The organism is Psychrobacter sp. AOP3-A1-26 (assembly GCF_052378235.1).
Taxonomy (GTDB): Bacteria; Pseudomonadota; Gammaproteobacteria; order Pseudomonadales; family Moraxellaceae; genus Psychrobacter.
The window spans coordinates 15,524-36,810 of record NZ_JBQSXN010000021.1; the positions used below are offsets into that span (position 1 = coordinate 15,524).

The following is a 21,287-nucleotide window of genomic DNA, read 5'->3' on the forward strand; positions in this document are numbered from 1 at the left end:
CTTACGACAATAGGTGACGTCCTAAATGTATATATTATTGCTTGTTGGCACCAAAATATTCATAATGGTAAATACAAGATAAGTTTTCAAAAGAATATTTAGAAACACATTACTACGCCAAATCACAAATACAGAGAGTTGCTTGGTTATCAAAAAATAGATATAAATCTATTAGATTTGAGCAAGTTTTAATACAGGAAATACCAATATGTACGACTGCTCCAGAGAGTTTAATAAGTTTTATAATGACCATGTAAGACTATCTGAACAAGAAAAAAATGTATTGAGAGATAAAAGAGATAAGAATATAAAGAGATTGAAAAATGGTTTAGAAAAATATAATTATGAAAATAATACTAGTTATAAGATTGCCGAATCTAGGACGCAAGGATCTATGGCAATGCATACCATAGTCCAAAATGATAGAAAGGACTATGACATAGATGTGGCTATAGTTTTTGAATCAGACAACCTAGGTAGTTTGGGACCTTTAGCGACAAGAAGTATGATAGCCAATGCGTTAAAGCGAGAGATGCATCAGTTTTCAGAAGAACCAGAAGTAAAGACAGGATGTGTTAGGGTACGTTATACAACTGGCTATCACATTGATTTTGCCATATTTAAAAGATCAAAATATTCTGAGTGGCAAGATGATTATAATTATGAATATGCTGGAGATATATGGTCTGCTAGAGACATTAAAGCTTTAGACGATTGGTTTATTGACGAAATCAAGGCGAAAACTGATAATTTAAGAAAAATAGTAAGACTATCTAAGATGTTTTGCAAGTCGAGAAATGCTTGGGGTTCAATGCCAAGTGGTTTAATCCAAACAATATTATGTTCGGAGCAATTTGAATCTTCTCATTCTCGTATAGATGAAAAGTTTTACCATACCTTAAAGTCTATTAGGAACAGGCTAGAATGGAATTTACAAGTCAATGCACCAAATAATATCGATAATGCTAGATTGATAACGGCTAGGCAGGTTGATCTTGATAAAATGCGTAAATGGAAAGATAAATTGTCTACGCAATTAGAAAAGCTAGATATACTATTTGAAAGTGATTGCACATATCAAGATGCTATATCTGCTTGGGGAGAATTTTTTAATCATGATTACTGGTCTGGATTAGGTAAATCAACAGTTAAAATATCTGAATCTTTAGAGTCAAGGAGCTACAAAGACACTGAGGAATTTATAGATGAGCTTTACCCCGTGTTGGAGAGATATAGTGTAGGTATTGATTGTAGGGTGTCAGAAGATGGATTTAGGGAGATACCTCTTTACAAATACTTAGAAAAACACCTCCGAGGGTTCAGTCGGTTTATTCCTTTTAATTTTAAAGTTAAGTGTAAAGTAGGTAATACTGATTGTCCTTCCTATGACAAGGTCCTTTGGAAGGTAAGAAATGTTGGAGAGGTAGCAGAAAATAAAGACTGTATTCGTGGTCAAATCAAAGAAAGAACACATGAAATAATTGAGCCAACTTCGTTTAAAGGCACACATTATATTGAGTGTTATCTGATAAAAAATGGTATATGTGTTGCGATTGGTCATGTAGATGTCCCAATTGGTCAGGTGTAGGAGTTTTATTTGAGAGAGTTTAAGAAATTAATAACCCCGTTATTTATAATGATTGCAATGTCATTGATTCTAATTTATTTAGACGGTTATAAAAAAAATGTACTTGCTGGAATTTTTACATTATGGGGTGGTTTGTATATTAAAGATAATGCCAACAAATTTTACTCTCAACTGAAGGTTTTATTTGGACAACATAGCTGGAAGCGTTCGCAAAGAGAATTGGAGGTAGCTGGGAAGTTACAAGGAGACACATTAATTAGAATTTCATTCGCTTATTTATTTAGAATAAAAATAGATGATAAGTATTTCTTGGTTCCTAATTCAAGAACAGGCAAATATCAACCTGTTGGTGGGGCATATAAGTTTGGAAAAAATGAAGCTAAGTACTTAGTTTCTAATTTTTCAGCTAAAGATGATAATCGAATTAAAGTTAATGAAGTTACAGAGGCAGATTATAGATTATTAGGGGCTGTATAGAATTCATCTATTAGGACTGCTGATCGCTAAAATAATTCCAGACTAGGCGTAAATCGAAGGTAATGTCGAGACCTTAGCTAGATTTACAACAACGTCTGGGGCGATTTTAGCATCAGTCCGAAGGAACAGGACTATTTTTTGCCACTTCATAGCCAAAACTATCGCGCTTAGAATGACTAAACTTACTATTTTTGGCGTCGAATTGCCTAAAAAATAGTCTCTGTCAGTTCCTTAGCTGAATTCTATACAGCCCCTAGTTAAAAATAAAAATCTAAGAGGTTTCGTAAAGAGATTTGATAATGCTTTAGATAGAGAAAATATAGATAATTTATCAAGAGAGTTCATAGAAGAGATTTTTAACACTGATATTTTAGAAAGAGAAGATTTTGGTGATTTAGCTTACAGCTATTGTGGAAGGCATATGTCAAATATTGAGAAGAAAGCTTTTGGTCTGTATGAACTTTTACTAGCTGATATTATCGAAATAGATTTAGCACATAATCAGAAGGAGTTATTCAAGAGACTTATGGTCGTTGATTCTAAAAAATATAGATTCGCAACCTCTGAAGAAATAAATAATTTTGGTATAGACTATGCTAGTCAAAATTTAACAGATACTATCGCCAATCATACCCCTAAAATACTAAATGAGAATAACGACCAACTATTCAAGAAAATTAAATATAAATATAAGTATAATTCAATAATAACTATTTCATTATAGAAGCTGACTTTTGTCTTACCTTAAAATAGAGCGTTGAGCTATTTTTTAGAGGTACTAAAGCAGATAGAGCAGATTGAACTTTATACAGATTGAATATCCAGTTTAGTCTTAATGGGAGAAATTGTACAACTTCATTCATACTGATAAATAACAACGAATCAAAAAACCCCAATTAAGGGGGTTTTCTTTGTAAAGCCAAAATCTAATACAATTAAATCATCGCCCTTACTCGCGCCATTATTCCGCGTCCAATCACCAATCTCACATAAATAATAGCGATAGTAAACAGTAGCGCGATTAATAATGCTCCGCCAATACCCAAGCTCGCCCACGGCACACTAAAGCGTAGATTAAACCACTGGGTAATCGCAGCCCATGCGCCAACGCTAGCGATAATGACGGCAAATGCCGCGGCACTAAGTCCAAGCAGACCAAGCTCTAGTATATTAAGCATATATAAATCGCGTTTTTGCATCCCTAACAGCCTAAACGAAGCGCTTTCTTGCATACGATCTTGCGAGGTGGACAGTAACGAGCTAATCAATACCATGATGCCAGTCAATAGAGCCAGTAGGGTAAAGACATAAACCAAGCGGCTCATTTGCGCTACTAGCTCTTGGACTTGCTGCGCGATAGCCGTCCCATCAATGGTCGTCACGGCAGGAAACGTTCTGACCAGTTGTCCTTGCAAGTCTGGAATATCATCAGCGGTTACATGCGCGGTGGCAAATTGGATTTGTGGGGCAGCAGAGAGAACAGAAGGCTCAAATAAGAAGTAAAAATAAGGGCTTGGACCTTGCTCATAACGTGAGCGGATACTGGTAATTTGACCGACGATTTCAATCCCTTGAATATTAAAGCGAACTTCATCACCCATACCGACATTAAGTAGGCTTGCGGCGGTATCTAAAATCGATAAAGGCGCGACGACTTGTCCAGGATTCTTACTCTCAGTTTCGATAGGTGCATACAGTTGATTATTGGCTACGGCATCTGTAATAAACTCAGTCTCCATGACTGTATCTGAGTAGCTTAAATTAAAGACACGCGTAGGGTCATCAAAACCCTCAGCAGGCTCGATATCTTGTACAGGTATATTATTAGCGGTCACCACACGGGCACGAATGACAGGGTAGTAGCTGACTGGTGCTTTAATGATGTTATTAATCTCATCATGTTGATCGCTTTGAATATCTAACAAAAATAAATTGGGCGCATCTTCAGGATAAGCGTTAATAAACTGGGTATTGATACTATGATTGAGGGTAGTGATGAGCGTAAGCACAGCGACCGACAGTGATAGCGTGACAAAAAACAGCGCTGATTGGTTACCTTTACGCGCAAGGTTATGAATAGCAATCCGCTGCATCCAACTGATATTGCTGTTGGTCGCCAACTTGGCAAGTAGCCATAACCAAGCACGCGCCAATAGCCAAAATATTGCTACGAAACCGATTAAACCTACTAACAGCTGAGCGCCTAACTTAAACGAACCTACTTCATAGGCAAAAAACGCATAAAGCCCTGTGAGCATTAGTGCATACCATAGTAAAGGCAAGCGTCGATACCAAGGCAGGTTTTGCGTTGGTGAGCTAGCACCTTGGCTAAGTAAGGTTGCGGGTTTGGTGGTATTAAGCGAACTTAAGCCACGCTGTGCGATAAGCAACGTCAGCACCAAAGCGATAATAATGGTTTTAATGGCACTGATAGGATTGATGGCCAAGCCAACATCCGCTGGCAAGATAGCCACAAGATATGGCTGACCAACTTTGAGTAAGCCAAAACTGACGATAATCGCAGCGATACCAGCAATGACAGTCGTTGCAATCAATAGTTGATAGTAGCTACGTTTAAGACTGCCAAGTGGCTCACCCAATGCTAAACGAATCGCATTACTAGATTGCTGCTTGGACACAAACGCCGTGATGACGCCATACATCGCGACCGCCGATAGTAAAAGTACCGCGATGACCAAGAGTTTTAAAAACATCAACACATTATCAGAGATACGCGAGACAGAGGTATCCGCAGATTCCGCATCTGAGAGCTCGATATCAGGATAATTGGTTAATATTTGCGTCAGCTTATCACGCTGCTCAGCGATTAATTCGGGTTCGCCTGCCAACTCAATACGATAGTTGATACGGCTACGATCACCCAATAGATTGGTTGCGGCGAGCGCGTCTTGTTGCATCAGCACTCGTCCACCAAAGCCAAACACCGTCAATGGACGGTCAGGCTCTTTCGTCAGCACATCGCTAATCGTAAACTGTCCTTCACCAATAGTAATTTGGTCGCCAATTTTAGCATTGAGACTTTTAAGGACTTCTGGGGCGACGACCACATTATCAGGCTTGAGCTGCTGCCATAAAGGCTGACCAGATGCCAGCTCGACGTCACCATATAATGGATAAGCTGGCGAGACGGCTTTGACGCGAGCAAGTAAGGTTTGTTCAGCGGTCACCACCATCGCACTAAACTGATAATCATAAACAATTTGCGTATCAGCGACCGTTGCTACCTGCGTCAATACTTCGCTTGGCCAGTCTTGTTGACTGTTTAAGATCAAATCGCCACCAACCAGCGCACGCTGATTATCGTTGATATAGGTATTAACCGATTGCTGGACGGAGTCGAGGGTCAAGTAAGTGGCTAGCGATAATGTTAGCGTGAGTAAAAATAACAGCGGATAAACCCAGCGCTGCCACCAGCTACGACTTAATGCTTGCGCGCCCAAACCTTTAAATAAATGATAAATAATACCGCCAGTATAATCTGACTCTTTTACCATTGCCGTATCAGTCGTATCTTTTGGTGAATGCTTCTCTGTTTGCTGGTTATTCATCAAGTTATTCATTAATGTACAATCCGCCCATCATGCATAGTAATGACACGATCTGCCATTTCAGCAAGCGCAGGGTCATGGGTCACAACCACCAACGCCGAGCCAACTTGCTGTCTCAGATCCAGTAATAACTGCATGACTTGATTGGCGTTTTGTTCATCTAAATTACCCGTTGGCTCATCAGCAAAGACAATTTTTGGCTGCGATACCAATGCTCGGGCGACAGCAGTACGCTGTTGCTCGCCGCCAGATAATTGATTGGGCAAACTATTACGTCTATGCCCCAAATCAACGGCTTCAATCAATTCATTCACTCGTGCTTTGTTTGGACGTCGAGCGATATCAAGTGGGAAGGCAATATTTTCTGCTACTGTCAACGTTGGCAGTAAATGAAACGATTGAAACACAAACCCCATCTCGCGCTGACGAATGACAGCTAAAGCATCTTCATCAAGACTGCTCAATGTTTGCCCTGCTAGCTCAACGCTGCCACTATCAGGATAATCTAACGCGGCTAATAGCCCAAGCAAGGTAGATTTACCCGAGCCAGATTTACCCATAATGACCACGAATTCACCCGCATTGACATGAATGTCGACGTCTTTAATAATAGATAAGGATTGGTCACCGACTTGTACGGTTTTATTTAATTGTGAAGCGGTAAGCAATGCGCTTGTTTTTAAAGCCGTTAGATTCTCAGCTGAAGGTGATGATGTCATTGCGTAGTCTCAATAGGCGTATTTGTCGGTGCTGGAGTTGAAGCGGGTGCTTGTTTGTTGGTGTGATTTGAGTTTTTAGAATCGTCCATATTAGATTCAGCTAACTTCTCAATTTCAGGCTGCAATATAGGCAGGATATTATCATTGACGATAATTTTATATCCCTCACGGGTTGGATGGATGGCATCAGCTTGGTTTAACTGAGGATCACCACCGACACCGTCTAAAAAGAACGGAATCAGCGTGACGTTCATATCTTTCGCCACTCTAGGATATATCGCGGCAAACGACTGTACATAGTCAGAGCCAAGATTGTCATAAATCTGCATGCCGCCCAAGATAACTTCGCTATCACTGTCTTGTAGGCGTTTAACAGCGGTACGAATATTAGCTTCAACCGTCGCCACGTCAATACCACGAATGGCGTCATTGGCACCGACGGTCAAAATCGTAATATCTGGTTTGGTCTGCAATACCCAATCTAAGCGATTGACTAAGCCAGTGCTGGTTTCACCGCTTAAGCCTGAATTGACCACTTTGACATTGTTATAACCCAATTCTTGTAACCGCGCCTCTAGCTGCGCAGGATAGTTGGCATCATTATCAACACCAAGCCCTTCTGTCAACGAATCACCCAGTGCCAATATGGTTAGTGGTGCTTGTTGCTGCTCAGTCGAATTTACGGATTGCTCAGGTTCTGTAGTTTGAGGTTCGGCAGTTTTTGTATTAACGACTTGGTCGTTATTCTGAGTGTCAGTAGCGGTATTGGGGTCAGGTTCTTTTTGACAACCGCTCAAGGCAATTGCGATGGTTAATGCAGCGACAGTGAGTAGGCGCTGCGGCAGGCGAGAAGTTATGCTTATCATGATTCTACTGTCCTATTTACAATCAAGCCAGTGTAGCAGAATCAGATAAGCAGCAATATTGTGCAAAAGTTAATGGTTTAAGGGTAAAGATCTAAATCTTTTTACCATCTACCATTACCGGACGACTAATTAGCCAAGCAATCGCTACGTTAATAATCATTAAAATTAAAATTATTAACAGTGGTACGTCCCAACTGTCGGTTAATTCATGCAGCCAACCTGTCCCCAGCGGACCAAAAAAGGCTACCAGATAACCAACGAACTGCGCCATACCAGATAGCTCACTAGCCTGATTGGTGGTATAAGTACGCAAGGAAAACAGCATCATACTTAAAGTAAACATTGCTGAGCAGCCTGCACCCATTAACCCTGACCATAGCCAGGCCAAGTCAGGAGAAAAGTAGCTGATACCGAGCACACCAATAACGTTTAGCAGTGCAGCAACAATCGCTAACGCTTGGATAGGGCGGCCACGGTTGATAAGCCAAGTTACGATCAAGATAGCAGGCGGTGCCATAAACTGAAATACCGAGCCCATCTGTCCAGCCTGAACAGCATTCAGTCCTTTACTAACCCAAATAGAAGGTAAGAAACTGGCTACGGTATAAAATAACAAGGATTGTAAACCCATAAATACAGCAATTTGCCAAGCAAAAGCTGTGCGCCATACTGATATCTCTGAGGAGCCTGGGGTCGCCAATGGTACCGCTTGGTTATTTGATGACCCCAGACGAAGGCGCAAGAATATCCAGACGATTACGGCTAAAACCCCCAAGATTGACCAGCCTCCTAGTGCCCATTGCCAGCCCACATATTCAGATAAGGGCAGGACTACGCCAGCGACGATACCGGCCATTACCGTCATGGTAAGACTCAGTAAGCCAGTAATAAGTGGAATATGTTTGGGCGTACGCTGCTTAATTACTGGCGCCGCTAAAGTATTAGCAAAACCTATAGCTAAAGTTAGTACTATAGTTCCGCTCAAAAATCCGATCCAAGTGGGAATGACAGAGCGAATAATCATCCCTAGAGTCAGCAGCACAATCATGGTAATCAGCGTGTTTTCAAGGCCAAAACGCTTACCAATAGAGGGGGCAACCAGAGCACCTAGCGCAAAACCCAACATCGGTACGGCACCCAGCCAGCCGATTTGAGTTTCGGAGATATTTAGTGCATTTTGTACTACGGGTGCAATAGAGCCAAGCGCCACGATAGGCGCGCGCATATTAGTGGCGAGTAAAATCATCGCACATAGCACTAGCCAAAAAGTAAAGCGCGAAGAAGGCAGCTTAAAGTTGGAGGAAGAATCCGTTTGAGACTGTAAGTTTGGAGAGGTAGGCATAGCAGCACGACTATTATTTAGAATAAGAAAAAAGACACGTCATGAAACAGCGCCGAGGAATCGTCGCCTGTAAAATAACACCAGAAGAATCTCACTGAGAAGGCAAGTTAGGTGATAATACCATTCACAAAGACTAGAGTAGCAAGAAAAACGAGTGCCAGTGCTACGTACTGTAGACTAAACGAGTTTGACCCAGCTAATCGTACTTTTTGGGATTGGTATCAGTTGGAAGTTCAAAACAATTGCAGAAAGTAGGTCATATGCACTTGCTACCTTATCAATCAGAGCAAACTTAGTATATGAGTATGGCGCAATCGAAAATAGCGCCAGCCCTTTTTTTATAGGACTTGACGCTATTATAAGAACAAATAACCGCTAAATACTATCAGCGTATGGTAACAAATCAGACACTTATACAGATTTGCCTAACTGAGCCGCTTTTAGGGCACCTTCTTGTTCAGCGATAGAATCACACTTATTGGGATCATCACCGCAGTACGAGCATTTTTCATTGCCCATCAATTTGGCAACACCACCACAAGAGCCTTTCAATGGCTTCTTTTGAAACATATAACCGATGCCCATAAACACAAAAAACAGGATAAAGACGGTAAAGGTAACAGCGAGCATGGGAAGTAATTGGCTAAGCATGGGGTAACCTCGGCTTATTAGGGACAGACTATCACTTTATATAGATCATGACATATACAACATAGCAGGCTGTCCTGAAGTTTATAACTCTATTTTACCACATATTCATAGGGTAATAATATCGATGGAAATCATGCAAATACAGTCAGTTACAACCAGCTACATTACATGGATAGCGATGTAGGTAGCAGCCCCTGCTAAGTAGCCCAGAAGTGCAAGACCACTGATATGTTTGAGATACCACATAAAGGAGATTTTCTCCATACCCATCGCTGCAACCCCAGCTGCTGAACCAATGATTAAGCAACTACCACCAACGCCTGCACAGTAAGCCAAGAAGTGCCAAAATGCCCCATCTTGTAAAAACTGACTTTGGCGCGCCAAATCACCACCGGTTAAACCCGCCATAGCAGAGTCGCTAAGGAGAGGGTACATTTTCATAGCACCGGCTACCAGTGGAACGTTATCTACCAATGATGACAGGAGGCCGATTAAGACGTTAATGACATATAAGTTACCAAAGGTATTATCCAGCCACGTTGCCATATCAATTAAGTGACCGGCAGTGGCCAGTCCAGATACGGCCAATAAGATACCTAAGAAGAATAAAATACTAGACATATCGACCCGAGTAAGCACCCCAACGACAGTCATTTGTTGCTTAACGCGCCAGTTATCATGGCGATGCACCAGTTCAGTAAAGACCCAAAGTACACCGACACCAAACAAGATACCCATGTAGGGTGGCAGATGGGTCAAGGTCTTAAATACTGGGACAAATGCCAGCGCACCTAAGCCTAATGCCAAAATACTGATACGCATTTTACTGGTAACGGTATCGAGAGACACTGCCGCTGTATCGTCATCTGTTTTGGTTGCAGAAGTTTGAGATAAAGAGTCTTGAAATAAAGAATCTTGAGACGAAGAAGCATGACCACCTTCCATTGCCATAATAGCTGTATCACCGCCGGTATAGCTGCCAAGGTAGTTGGTATTAGACGAGGTTATTGTTGCTTTGGCAGGTTTCGGCCGCTGTACTTGTTTGCCTTTAAACATGAACGTCAATAAGATTAATGGCACCATAGCAGCCATCAAGCTGGGGACGATCAAATCAACGATAATACGACTGGCAGTAATTTGATGGCCAATCCACAGCATGGTAGTCGTCACATCACCAATCGGTGACCAGGCACCGCCAGCGTTAGCACAGACCACGACCGTGCCAACAAACCACAAACGCAGCTCTTTATCGGCTACCAGTTTGCGCAGTAAGGAAATCATGACGATGGTAGTGGTAAGGTTATCTAACAGCGCGGAGAAAAAGAAGGTAAGCGCACCAATGGTCCATAAAAGCGTGACGGCGTTGGTAGTATGAATACGGTTGGTAATAGCAGCAAAACCATCATGAGCATCGACCAACTCCACGATGACCATCGCCCCCATTAAGAAAAACAAAATTTCAGCAATCTCTGCTAAGTGATGCCTAAGCTCAGCGTTGATGATGGTAGTCGTATCAAGCCCATTAACCAGCTGATCAGCGAGCAAAGTATCTGCACCAATCACCAGTAGTGTCCAGACAATAATTGCAGTGAGCAGGGCGGAAGCTGCTTTATCAACATGAAGGTTATGCTCTAAAGCAATAGCAATATAGCCCAATACAAAAAATACCGCCATCAATGAATAAACCATCTCATATCCTTAGTGTAAGAACACTCTGATAACTTTTCTTCTAAACGGTATATTGTAACGCTTATATAATAATTAAAACACTTAGTAATAATCCTGTGATAATAAGTCGTAAAAAACCAAACAAACGCGGCCTAATCTTTATTTGAATTGCCGGCTCTTAAGGTTGCCATAGTAGGCGTTTGTACTACCTGCCAGTCATCAGCACTATCCTTCAAATCACCATGTTTTACGCCATCGGCTAATATCACGAACAATGCGGCTATATTTTGCTGTTTCGCGACATCCAATGCTTTTTGATAGGGCATAGCGGTCAATGCCGTCGCCCACGCATCGGCCAGTGCCACTGATTCTGCCACCACGGTTACCGAAGGTGCGCCGCCAGCGATAGGTGCGCCAGTAGTAGGGTCAATTGTATGGCTATAGTGTTTGCCATCGAATATGACAGAATTGCGATAGTTGCCGGAAGTGGCGATATACATCTTATTATCAGTGTCGGTTGGTTGGCGAATTGCTGAGATAGGCTGACGCTCGTTGACTGTGCTGTCTTCGATAGGGGCATCAATCGCAATTTGCCATGGCTGCTGTTGATTATTGACACCAGAAGTTGCAATCTCTCCGCCAATCTCAACCATATAATTACGAATCTGATAATTGTCTCTGAGCACGTCGGCGATGACATCGACACCATAGCCTTTGGCGACTGCGGAAAAATCAAGCGCGATACCATCTTTGGTTTTATAGATAGTTTGATCTTTTTGTACCACGCTCTCAAAGTCGACCAAGGCTTTTGCTTGAGCAATCTCAAGTGCCGTTGGCGGACTTTGTAGACGCTCGACGGTCATGGTGCTACCAAAGCCCCACGTTTCTATTAAAGGCAACACCGTAGGATCAAACGCCCCATTTGACTGCTGATAGACTTGCCTTGAGGCTTCTAGCACATGACTAAAGTCTGCATCAATCGTGATAGGCGTGTCTTTTGCCAAACGATTAAATTTAGAGATGGTAGAGTCGCTTTGATAAGTAGACATGCTGTCATTGATTTGTTTTAAACGCGCATCGATTGCTGCTTGTATGGCCTTTTCATCAGCATCGTCTGGCAACTGATAGGTGATGTGATAGCTAGTGCCCATCGTCTCACCGATGAGGTAGTTATAATCTGGTTTTTGCTGGCAAGCGCTAAGGCTCAAGGCGCTGGTGAGACCAATGGTACTAAATAGGGTGAGGGTAATAATTTTATTAGAAGGTAGGAGCTGCATTGAATTTGCCATAGTATTTTTTAAAAGAAGTAAGGTGAATAGCGGTTGGGATATATTTTGGCTATTTTACACCGCTTATCACCTATAAGGCCAATGCATCGGCTTAAGTCTCGCCTATTTAATACACTGGACTTACTTTACTTGTACCTCACGAATAAGCTTATAGAGTTTTGGTGGTGAGACTCGGTTAATTTTTGTGGCCAGCTTTTCTTTGCTGCCTGCGACGATGATATATTCTTCGCCTTTGGAGAGAGCTTTGACAACCTGCTTGGCAAATGCTGTCGCCGTCAGTCCTTTATTGGTAGCTTCGTCCATCGTGCCCTGTGTGCTACCGTCGCCAGTCAAGGCATTGATAGAGACATTGGTTTGGATAAACCCTGGAAATATCGTTGCGACCTCTATGCCGTCTTCATGCAACTCAGCACGTAAACTATTGGCCCACATATGGATCGCCGCTTTGGCAGCTCCGTAAGCACCGCGATATTGCGTTCCTAATAACCCTGCCACACTCGATACCATCACTATTTTGCCACCACCTTGCGCGATCATATCGGGTAATACCAATCTGCTTAGACGTGTTTGTGCAAAGTAATCGATTTCCATGATTTGACGCTCAACGTCCTCAGTGGTTTCCATAATCAGTGAGCGTTGACTGACGCCTGCATTATTAATCAGCCAATCGATTTCTCCTGCTTGTGTTTTGACAGCATCATAAGCTTCTTTTGCTTGCGCGGCCTCGGCTATATCAAAAGGTACGATGATATGTTTTTTGCTATGTTTGCAGCGTTTTTTGACCGCTGCTAGCTTGTTTTTATCGCGCCCACTCAAGACAATTCTCGCGCCTCGTTTAGCAAAGGCAATGGCTAGAGCTTCACCGATACCGCTAGAGGCACCAGTTATCCAAATGGTTAAGTCTTTAACTTTAGTTTTCATAGGAATCCTTTCTTGTTCACATATGCTAATTGATGACATGCCCTAGTTTGGCTCATAAAAAAAGAGCCTCAATCGAGACTCTTAATTTATCATATATGATTTAGTTAATCACGGTAGCGTCATGACATAGCTTAACCATTGGGATTTAATCGAACGGTTTAACCGTCCGTCTTAACCACCAAAGTCATCAAGCATGATGTTTTCGTCTTCCACGCCCAAGCTATGCAACATGTCGATAACCGCCGCGTTCATCATCGGTGGCCCGCACATATAGTATTCACAGTCTTCTGGGTTTGGGTGGTCTTTTAGATACTCTTCTAATAACACATTGTGGATAAAGCCAGTATAGCCATCCCAATTGTCTTCTGGCAGTGGATCTGACAAGGCCACATGCCACTCAAAGTTCGCAAACTCTTCTTCTAGTTGGTCGTAATCTTCAACGTAGAACATCTCACGGATAGAGCGTGCACCATACCAAAAGCTAATCTTGCGATCAGAGTGTAAACGCTTAAGCTGATCAAAGATATGCGAGCGCATTGGAGCCATACCAGCACCACCGCCGACGAATATCATTTCAGCTTGGGTGTCTTTGGCAAAGAACTCACCATATGGTCCAGACACAGTCACTTTGTCGCCAGGTTTTAAGCTAAACGTCCACGAAGACATCTTACCTGGTGGGATACCGTCAGGGCCACGCGGTGGCGGACTAGCGATACGAATATTAAACTTAATGAGGCCTTTTTCTTCTGGGTAGTTGGCCATCGAATAAGCACGAATTACTGGCTCATCGACTTTTGAGACATAATTGAAGATGCCGAACTTTTCCCAGTCTTCTCTATATTCTTCCGCTATATCAAAGTCTTTGTAATGCACTTCATGCACTGGCGCTTCTAGCTGTACATAACCACCTGCGCGGAAGTTAACTTCTTCGCCTTCTGGAATTTTGAGCACCAATTCTTTAATAAAGGTGGCGACGTTATCATTCGAGATAACTTCACATTCCCATTTTTGTACATCAAAGAATTCTGGGTCAATCTCAATTTCCATGTCTTGCTTAACGGCTACCTGACAGGCAAGGCGCATATGATTGCGAATCTCACCTTGAGTAAAATAGCCTTCTTCGGTGGGCAGGATAGAACCGCCACCTTCAATAACACGGCAGCGACACTGGGCACACGTACCACCGCCACCACATGCTGAAGACAAGAAAATGCCTTCACTAGCAAGGGTTTGTAGCAGCTTACCGCCTGCTGGTGTCACTACATCATTGTCGGGATTATCATTGATATGAATGGTAACATCGCCTGAACTGACCAGTCTTGAGCGCGCCGCCAAAATAATGGCGACCAGACCCATGATGATCAAGGTAAACATAGCAACGCCACCAATCGCCGTAGCATAATCCATGGTAGGTATCCTTAATCTATGGGGTAGGGGTGCGAGGTCATATAAATTGCCTCGACCCTCTACCGAATAAATGAATTAATTAGGTCAAATAACTGAGTATGGTTTTAAGCATAATTCTGTCTATCAATAAGCGATAAACAGCGGCTTAAATTGACATACCACCGAACGACATAAAGCCAAGTGACATGAGACCAACGGTGATAAAGGTAATACCAAGACCCTGTAGTGGTGCTGGGATATCTGAGTATTTAAGCTTTTCGCGGATACCAGCTAACACGGTAATAGCAAGTGCCCAACCAAAACCAGCACCAACGCCATACACCATGGATTCACCAAAGTTATAGTCACGCTCAACCATAAACAGTACGCCACCTAGGATGGCGCAGTTGACAGTAATAAGTGGTAAGAAAACCCCAAGTGCGTTATATAGAGCAGGTACGAACTTGTCTAGGAACATCTCTAGAATCTGTACCACCGCAGCGATAAGACCGATATAACTCAGCAAGCCTAAAAAGCTCAAATCGATATCAGGGAAACCTGCCCACGCCAGCGCACCATCTTTTAGGATGAACTGAAATAGTAGGTTGTTTAGCGGTACGGTAATTGCCATAACGACAACGACTGCGACCCCAAGACCAATAGCAGTGGAGACTTTCTTGGATACTGCCAAGAAAGTACACATACCTAAGAAATAGGCCAGCGCCATATTCTCAATAAAGACTGAGGTTATGAATAAACTAACATAATGTCCCATTAGTGACCGCCTCCATGTGCCATGCCTTTAGATTGCGGCTTCATTACAAACTCAGCCTCTTCAACTTGTTCAGGCTTCCATATACGAATAATGACGATAAACATCGCAATAATAAAGAATGCAGAAGGTGGTAATAACAATAAACCATTAGGGACATACCAGCCGCCATCAGTTGCTGGCTGTAGTAAAGTAATGCCAAACCAGCTGCCTGAGCCTAATATTTCACGAATAGTACCGACGAATAAAAGGACAGCAGAGTAGCCAAGACCGTTACCGATACCATCTAAAAAGCTCGGTACGGGCGGGTTGCTCATGGCAAATGCTTCAGCACGGCCCATTACGATACAGTTGGTGATAATCAAACCTACGAATACTGAAAGACCTTTGCTCACGTCATAAGCGACTGCTTTTAGTATCTGATCGACCACGATAACCAATGAGGCAATAATCGTCATCTGCACGATAATACGAATGCTCGATGGAATTTGCTTACGAATACTAGAGATAAAAAAGCTGGAAAATGCCGTTACCAAAGTCAACGCCACACTCATAACCAGCGCATTAGCGACCGTAGTCGTTACCGCCAACGCAGAACAAATACCTAGTATTTGTAGGCCAATGGGGTTGTTATCAAAAATAGGTGAAACTAAAATACTTTTTGTATCAGCCACGTTAAGCCTCCTTGCCGTGTGCTGCTGGTGCTATTGATGCCAGCTCGGTTACGGGATGCGTTTCTTTCTGAGTGAGCTTTTGGCTAGTTTGCGTATCAGTGCTTTTAAGCGTTTTGCCACTTTCTTCACGCACATGATCTAAATAAGGCTTATAACCTTGCTCACCTAACCAAAACTGAATCATATTACTGACGCCACGACTGGTCAAAGTCGCCCCACTGATACCATCGACCCAATTTTCTCTTGAGCCTGAAGTAGCAACACCAGTAGCAACATCGCCACTTTCGTCGTAAGAGTGGATACCAGTCCACATCGCGCGCCATTTTGGCTCTTCGATACGAGCGCCTAGACCTGGGGTTTCTTTATGCTCATAAAAGCTAATACCTTTGATGGTATTCATATCACCTTCAAGCGTTAAGAAACCATAAATAGTGCCCCAAAGGCCGTAGCCCTGAATCGGTAGGACGACCATTTCAGGGTCTCCCGCGTCATCGTTCTTGACATAGACTTTGGCATATTTAGGTTTGCGGCCAATACTAGCAGGGTCATTGTTACCTAGGTCGTCGCTTAAGGCTTCGTTCTTAGTTGCTTGACTAGTATCATAAGTATTACGATCATCGATACCAACAGCCTTTAGGGCGTCGTCATCGAGATAGTTACCTTTATTTAAGTCAACAATTTCCACTTCAAAATCTTTGAAACGCTCAGCGACATCTTCATTGGTATCAGAGGCAGGATCAAACAAGCCTGCGGCGACCAAGATGTTTTTATTACGGTCTAAACGGGCGTTTTCGACTTGCGCCGGCTTTAAGCCGACGGCTGCGGCGGCAACCAATACTGAACACACCAAACATAGTATCAACGCTACGATGATGGTTTTTGTATTATTACTTTTGGGCTTGGACATAGCGAACCCTCCGTGCAGTTTGGCGTTTGATATTTGCTTGGGTCACAAAATAGTCAAACAATGGAGCAAATAAGTTGGCAAATAGGATGGCAAGCATGATGCCTTCTGGGAAAGCTGGGTTAATGACTCGAATTAATACGGTCATAAAGCCAATCAAGATACCATAAGCCCAGCGGCCTTTATTGGTATGTGCCGCTGAAACAGGATCGGTCGCCATAAAGACTGCACCGAACGCAAAACCACCGATAACTAAATGCCAGTAGAATGGCAAACTCATCATCATGTTGTCTTCAGAGCCAATCATATTAAAAACCAGCGAAGTAGCGATTAGACCGATCACACAACCTGCCATGATGCGCCATGAGGCAATGCGCGTCCAAAGTAGAATCACAGCACCTAATAAGATAGCCAGTGTTGATACTTCACCGATACTGCCTTGCATATTACCTAAGAACGCATCGCTCCAAGTAATGGCATTACCATAAACATCGACGAAGTCTTGTGGGACGACGCCAAGTGCGGCAAGACCAAGCGGTGTTGCGCCAGAGAAACCATCAACCGCCGTCCATACTGAATCACCAGACATATAGGCTGGATAAGCAAAGTATAAGAATGCACGGCCCGATAGGGCAGGGTTAAGGAAGTTCTTACCGGTACCGCCAAAGACTTCTTTTGCCACAACCACACCAAAGATAATACCTAGGGCAACTTGCCATAGTGGAATATCTGGTGGTAGACATAGCGCAAATAGCACCGAGGTGACAAAGAAACCTTCGTTGACCTCATGGCCACGCACCACGGCAAAGATAATCTCACAGAGAATACCGACCCCAAAGGTGACGATATAAATCGGTAAGAATTGCATCGCCCCATAGACAAAACTCGCCCAAATACTTTCAGGGTTATAGCCTGCCATATTAGTAATAACAGTGCGCCAGCCTTCAGGCTGCAAGCCAAGTTGAGCAACAGCAGTCAATGCTTGATGACCAATGTTGTACATACCCCAAAACATCGCTGGGAAGGTACATAGCCATACGGTAATCATAATACGTTTCAGGTCAATACCGTCGCGTACATGGGATGAGGCGTATGTCGTTGAGCCTGGTTGACGTAAAAACGTATCAAACATCTCAAAGAGGGCATAGTATTTTTCGTGTTTGCCACCTTTGGTGAAAGACGGCTCCATACGATCGAACATATTGTGTAAAAATTTCATCGTGGTTAGCCCTCCAGCTCAATGCGCGTTAAGTTATCACGCAAAATATCACCGAATTCATATTTGCCAGGAGATACGAAGGTGCATAATGCTAAATCTTCTTCGTCCAATTCGAGTACGCCCAAATCTACCGCGCTAATGATGTCTTCGACAATCAGAGCACGCAATAGCTGCGTTGGTAGATAGTCTTGCGGCATGACTTCTTCATAAACTCCGATAGGCACCATCGCTCGCGGTGAGCCATTGCTCGTAGTAGTGAAGTTATATTTTTTGCCACCAAAAAACTGTGAAATGTAGATTGGCAGTTTAGAGAAGCGGTTTGCACCCGGTGTAAAGAAGTGGAACGCTGGGCGCTCACGACCTTCAGACAGGACACTGATTTGGTTATGAAAGCGACCAAGGTATGCGGTATTGCCAAACACCTTGCGACCCGATAGCACAGAACCTGAAATAATACGGTTCTCACCAGCCTCAAGCTGACCTTTGGTCAGTGCCGTGATATCCGCACCGCGCTCAGTGACGACCAAATGTGGATTGGTTACCGCAGGACCAGCAAGGCTGAGCATACGGCGGGTGTATAAGCGACCTGAAGTAAATAGCTTGCCAATCGCAATCACGTCTTGGTAGCCAATCGTCCAGACGCTTGTACCACGCATGATTGGGTGCAAAAAGTGAATGTGCGTGCCAGCCAGACCAGCGGGATGCTTACCAGCAAAGCTATGATACTCAGTGACATTATTAGTCGCAGTTTTGGCAACTGGCGTCAGCTGGGCATCACCATGATGGCAGACAAAGGTCTTTGGGCTGAGGGTAGATAGTACGGCAAGTCCGTCATTGAACGCTTGTAGCTGTTCATTGACCAGCAGCATCGGGTCAAATGCTAATGGATTGGTATCCATAGCGGTGACAAAGATAGCATGCGGGCGGGCACCGATTTCTGGAGCGCGGCTATAAGGACGCGTACGGAACGCCGTCCATTCACCAGAAGCAAGCAGTTGGGTTTCAACGACTTCAGAGTCTAAGTCAGCAAGTTGCTGGGAGTCATAGCGCTCAAAGTCTATTTCTTCACCGTTTGGGTCGACCGCAATAACAAGGCTCTCAAACACACGACGTTCACCGCGTTTAATCGCGACGACTTTACCAGCAGCAGGGGCAGTATAGATAACGCCCACTCGTTTTTTGTCTTCAAAAACGGGCTGACCTTTTGCTACTATGTCACCTTCTTTGACATTCATCGTGGGCTTCATACCCACATAATCATAGCCAATAATGGCGACATGTGTCGGTTGGTGCTCAGATATCTCGCGGGAGGGTTCACCGGTGATGGGTAAATCCAAACCTTTTTTGATGGTAATCATAAGCGAAAACTTAGTCCATAGTCTAAAACGATACCAGACGTCCTGTTTGGTATATCGGTAGCATGAATAACGGCATCATCAATAAAGTCATTTATCAACTCCAATAATAGGGCTGAAAAATTTCTCTAGATATGACACATCATAACTACTAGTAAGAGTATTAACGCTGACCTTAGACTCCTTAACAACACGTTAATGTCTTATTCGAATGACCAAAGTGACGACTGGCTACCAAGATGTATACTAAAACACTCCAATCTAATGCCACCCTCAGCAAGGATGATTTTAGATAAAATACAGTTTTACCATACGATTTATTAAAATCTTAAAATTTATAATATCTGTGTGATTTAAGCAGCGCTATTCATTCGAATGAATATAAGTGAGAAATACGTGATTTTTTAATACTTTGAGAAAGCTCTCTTTGAGAAAGCTATCTAAGCGCTGTTTAATGACCTATGATTACACTGTAAACTTAATTGCTCAATAACCGCAATTTATTGGCACAACCTTGAATAGGGTAATCAATGCTGCGCTGTCATTTACCTTGTGCTATTAGTAATCATCTTAGGTAGCAGACAATTAGGTTTTATCGCACAAATACAAATTTACCTAGGATTATACGCTAAACTGACCTAAAATTGCCAGTTGGTAATTGAATTTACCTAATGTTTACAGTGCCTCCAACTGTGAAAACTTATGGTTATGATTGTTCGATTTTTATAATTATGAATATAATGGGATAATTGTTTTTCACTTTCGTTATTTGTTCAATTCTTCATCATTATCTTTTTTAATTTGTTATTCTAAATTACCTTATTAAGCCATTATTTAAATGGCTTTCGTTCTGCGACTGTTAAAATTTCGATTATTTTTTATGATTAATCCCGCTCTTTAAAAGGAATGCTGTATGTGTGCTGTCCCTGTCATTATCCCTGCTATTGATTTAAAAGATGGTAAATGTGTGCGCTTAAAACAAGGTCGTATGGAAGACGATACGGTGTTTTCTGATGATCCAGTAGCCATGGCGGCGCGTTGGGTCAATGAAGGCGCGCGTCGATTGCATTTGGTCGATCTCAATGGCGCGTTTGACGGTATCCCAGTACATAAGCAAGTGGTCAATGACATTGCCAAAGCTTATCCGAATCTGCCAATCCAGCTCGGTGGCGGTGTACGCAATATGAAAACCATTGAGCAATATATTAGCGCTGGTTTGACATATATCATCATCGGTACCAAAGCCGTCGAGGATCCAGACTTTGTCGCCGAGGCTTGCCGCGAGTTTGCTGGCCATATTATTGTTGGTATCGATGCCAAAGACGGGTTGGTTGCGACCCATGGCTGGGCAAATGTCACTGATACTAAGGCAACTGAGCTTGCCAAGCGTTTTGCTGATGTTGGCGTATCGTCAATCGTTTATACTGATATCAACCGCGATGGCATGATGCAAGGCGTTAACGTGGAACAAACGGTTAACTTGGCTCGCGAAGGCGGCTTACCTGTGATTGCTTCAGGCGGCGTCACGGATATGAAAGATATCGAATTGCTCAAACCTTATGGTGATTGTCTCGAAGGCATCATCACCGGCCGTGCTATTTATGAAGGCACCTTAGATTTGGGTGAAGCACAGGTTTATTTGGACAGTTAATAACGGATAAAATATAGTTAGTCCTAAATAAAAAGAGTGCAGAGATTGCAGCGTGCTACTGGTATAAATTTTCCTTGCGTGCTGCGTTCCCAGAGGCTACGTAAAATCCATCCCAGTCGCACTGTATTTATTTTATAGTGGATTGTCTATACTTAAATATAGAGATCAGTAATCATATCGTTGATTCAATATATTTTGGATACCAATTTGGATACTAAGAAGGCGAATGACAGTAC

Annotated in this window: 18 protein-coding genes; 4 read left to right on the forward strand and 14 right to left on the reverse strand. The window is 42.9% G+C overall.

The genetic code is table 11. The features are described from left to right. Positions 1 to 208: 208 nt before the first annotated feature. The 3 genes from ACT3TU_RS05610 (at position 209) to ACT3TU_RS05620 (ending at position 2,789) form a co-directional block, all read left to right on the forward strand. Positions 209 to 1,588, forward strand: a complete 1,380-nt coding sequence (locus tag ACT3TU_RS05610) for a nucleotide-binding domain-containing protein (protein ID WP_444784127.1) — start codon at positions 209 to 211, stop codon at positions 1,586 to 1,588. Between the two features lie 9 nt (positions 1,589 to 1,597). Next, entirely contained in the window at positions 1,598 to 2,065 is a 468-nt protein-coding gene (locus ACT3TU_RS05615) for an SMODS-associated NUDIX domain-containing protein (protein ID WP_444784128.1), read from the forward strand. A gap of 244 nt (positions 2,066 to 2,309) precedes the next feature. Further along, the gene (locus ACT3TU_RS05620) at positions 2,310 to 2,789 is read left to right on the forward strand and encodes an SMODS-associated NUDIX domain-containing protein (RefSeq protein ID WP_444784136.1); all 480 of its coding nucleotides are present in this window, start codon (positions 2,310 to 2,312) and stop codon (positions 2,787 to 2,789) included. A gap of 211 nt (positions 2,790 to 3,000) precedes the next feature. Here ACT3TU_RS05620 and ACT3TU_RS05625 read toward each other — a convergent pair whose 3' ends face one another. The 14 genes from ACT3TU_RS05625 to ACT3TU_RS05690 all read right to left on the reverse strand — a co-directional run bounded on the left by ACT3TU_RS05625 (position 3,001) and on the right by ACT3TU_RS05690 (position 19,403). Next, positions 3,001 to 5,634 (reverse strand): ABC transporter permease, encoded by a 2,634-nt coding sequence (locus tag ACT3TU_RS05625; protein WP_444784129.1) that lies wholly within the window; start codon positions 5,632 to 5,634, stop codon positions 3,001 to 3,003. Between the two features lie 11 nt (positions 5,635 to 5,645). Continuing rightward, positions 5,646 to 6,353 carry an ABC transporter ATP-binding protein gene (locus ACT3TU_RS05630; protein WP_444784130.1) on the reverse strand — a complete coding sequence of 236 codons (708 nt, stop codon included), beginning with the start codon at positions 6,351 to 6,353 and terminating at the stop codon, positions 5,646 to 5,648. Next, positions 6,350 to 7,219 (reverse strand): arylesterase, encoded by an 870-nt coding sequence (locus ACT3TU_RS05635; protein WP_192529232.1) that lies wholly within the window; start codon positions 7,217 to 7,219, stop codon positions 6,350 to 6,352. Before ACT3TU_RS05635 ends, ACT3TU_RS05630 begins: the two co-directional genes overlap by 4 nt. A 91-nt stretch (positions 7,220 to 7,310) precedes the next feature. Continuing rightward, complete coding sequence (locus ACT3TU_RS05640; protein WP_192524691.1) at positions 7,311 to 8,561, reverse strand: MFS transporter; 1,251 nt, start codon at positions 8,559 to 8,561, stop codon at positions 7,311 to 7,313. 411 nt (positions 8,562 to 8,972) lie between these two features. Beyond that, entirely contained in the window at positions 8,973 to 9,212 is a 240-nt protein-coding gene (gene nqrM / locus ACT3TU_RS05645; RefSeq protein WP_192523969.1) for a (Na+)-NQR maturation NqrM, read from the reverse strand. 159 nt (positions 9,213 to 9,371) lie between these two features. Further along, a complete protein-coding gene (nhaD, locus tag ACT3TU_RS05650; protein WP_444784131.1) occupies positions 9,372 to 10,901 on the reverse strand; it encodes a sodium:proton antiporter NhaD in 1,530 nt (509 codons plus the stop codon). Positions 10,902 to 11,032: 131 nt separating this feature from the next. Continuing rightward, positions 11,033 to 12,169 (reverse strand): FAD:protein FMN transferase, encoded by a 1,137-nt coding sequence (locus tag ACT3TU_RS05655; protein WP_444784132.1) that lies wholly within the window; start codon positions 12,167 to 12,169, stop codon positions 11,033 to 11,035. A gap of 120 nt (positions 12,170 to 12,289) precedes the next feature. Beyond that, on the reverse strand, positions 12,290 to 13,090 hold the full coding sequence (locus tag ACT3TU_RS05660; protein WP_444784133.1) for an SDR family NAD(P)-dependent oxidoreductase: 801 nt from the start codon (positions 13,088 to 13,090) through the stop codon (positions 12,290 to 12,292). Between the two features lie 171 nt (positions 13,091 to 13,261). Continuing rightward, a complete protein-coding gene (nqrF, locus tag ACT3TU_RS05665; RefSeq protein ID WP_444784134.1) occupies positions 13,262 to 14,497 on the reverse strand; it encodes an NADH:ubiquinone reductase (Na(+)-transporting) subunit F in 1,236 nt (411 codons plus the stop codon). Between the two features lie 145 nt (positions 14,498 to 14,642). Continuing rightward, a complete protein-coding gene (nqrE, locus tag ACT3TU_RS05670; protein WP_192523964.1) occupies positions 14,643 to 15,251 on the reverse strand; it encodes an NADH:ubiquinone reductase (Na(+)-transporting) subunit E in 609 nt (202 codons plus the stop codon). Next, positions 15,251 to 15,922 carry an NADH:ubiquinone reductase (Na(+)-transporting) subunit D gene (locus ACT3TU_RS05675; RefSeq protein WP_192523963.1) on the reverse strand — a complete coding sequence of 224 codons (672 nt, stop codon included), beginning with the start codon at positions 15,920 to 15,922 and terminating at the stop codon, positions 15,251 to 15,253. The genes nqrE and ACT3TU_RS05675 overlap by 1 nt, the downstream gene beginning before the upstream one ends. Position 15,923: 1 nt before the next feature. Further along, positions 15,924 to 16,829, reverse strand: coding sequence for a Na(+)-translocating NADH-quinone reductase subunit C (locus tag ACT3TU_RS05680; RefSeq protein ID WP_444784135.1), 906 nt, complete (start codon positions 16,827 to 16,829; stop codon positions 15,924 to 15,926). Then, positions 16,810 to 18,045, reverse strand: a complete 1,236-nt coding sequence (locus ACT3TU_RS05685; protein ID WP_192523961.1) for an NADH:ubiquinone reductase (Na(+)-transporting) subunit B — start codon at positions 18,043 to 18,045, stop codon at positions 16,810 to 16,812. Before ACT3TU_RS05685 ends, ACT3TU_RS05680 begins: the two co-directional genes overlap by 20 nt. 5 nt (positions 18,046 to 18,050) lie before the next feature. Beyond that, positions 18,051 to 19,403, reverse strand: coding sequence for a Na(+)-translocating NADH-quinone reductase subunit A (locus ACT3TU_RS05690; RefSeq protein ID WP_192523960.1), 1,353 nt, complete (start codon positions 19,401 to 19,403; stop codon positions 18,051 to 18,053). Positions 19,404 to 20,313: 910 nt separating this feature from the next. Between ACT3TU_RS05690 and hisA the strand changes: the two genes are divergently transcribed. Continuing rightward, entirely contained in the window at positions 20,314 to 21,051 is a 738-nt protein-coding gene (gene hisA, locus ACT3TU_RS05695; protein WP_192523959.1) for a 1-(5-phosphoribosyl)-5-[(5-phosphoribosylamino)methylideneamino]imidazole-4-carboxamide isomerase, read from the forward strand. Positions 21,052 to 21,287 lie beyond the last annotated feature (236 nt).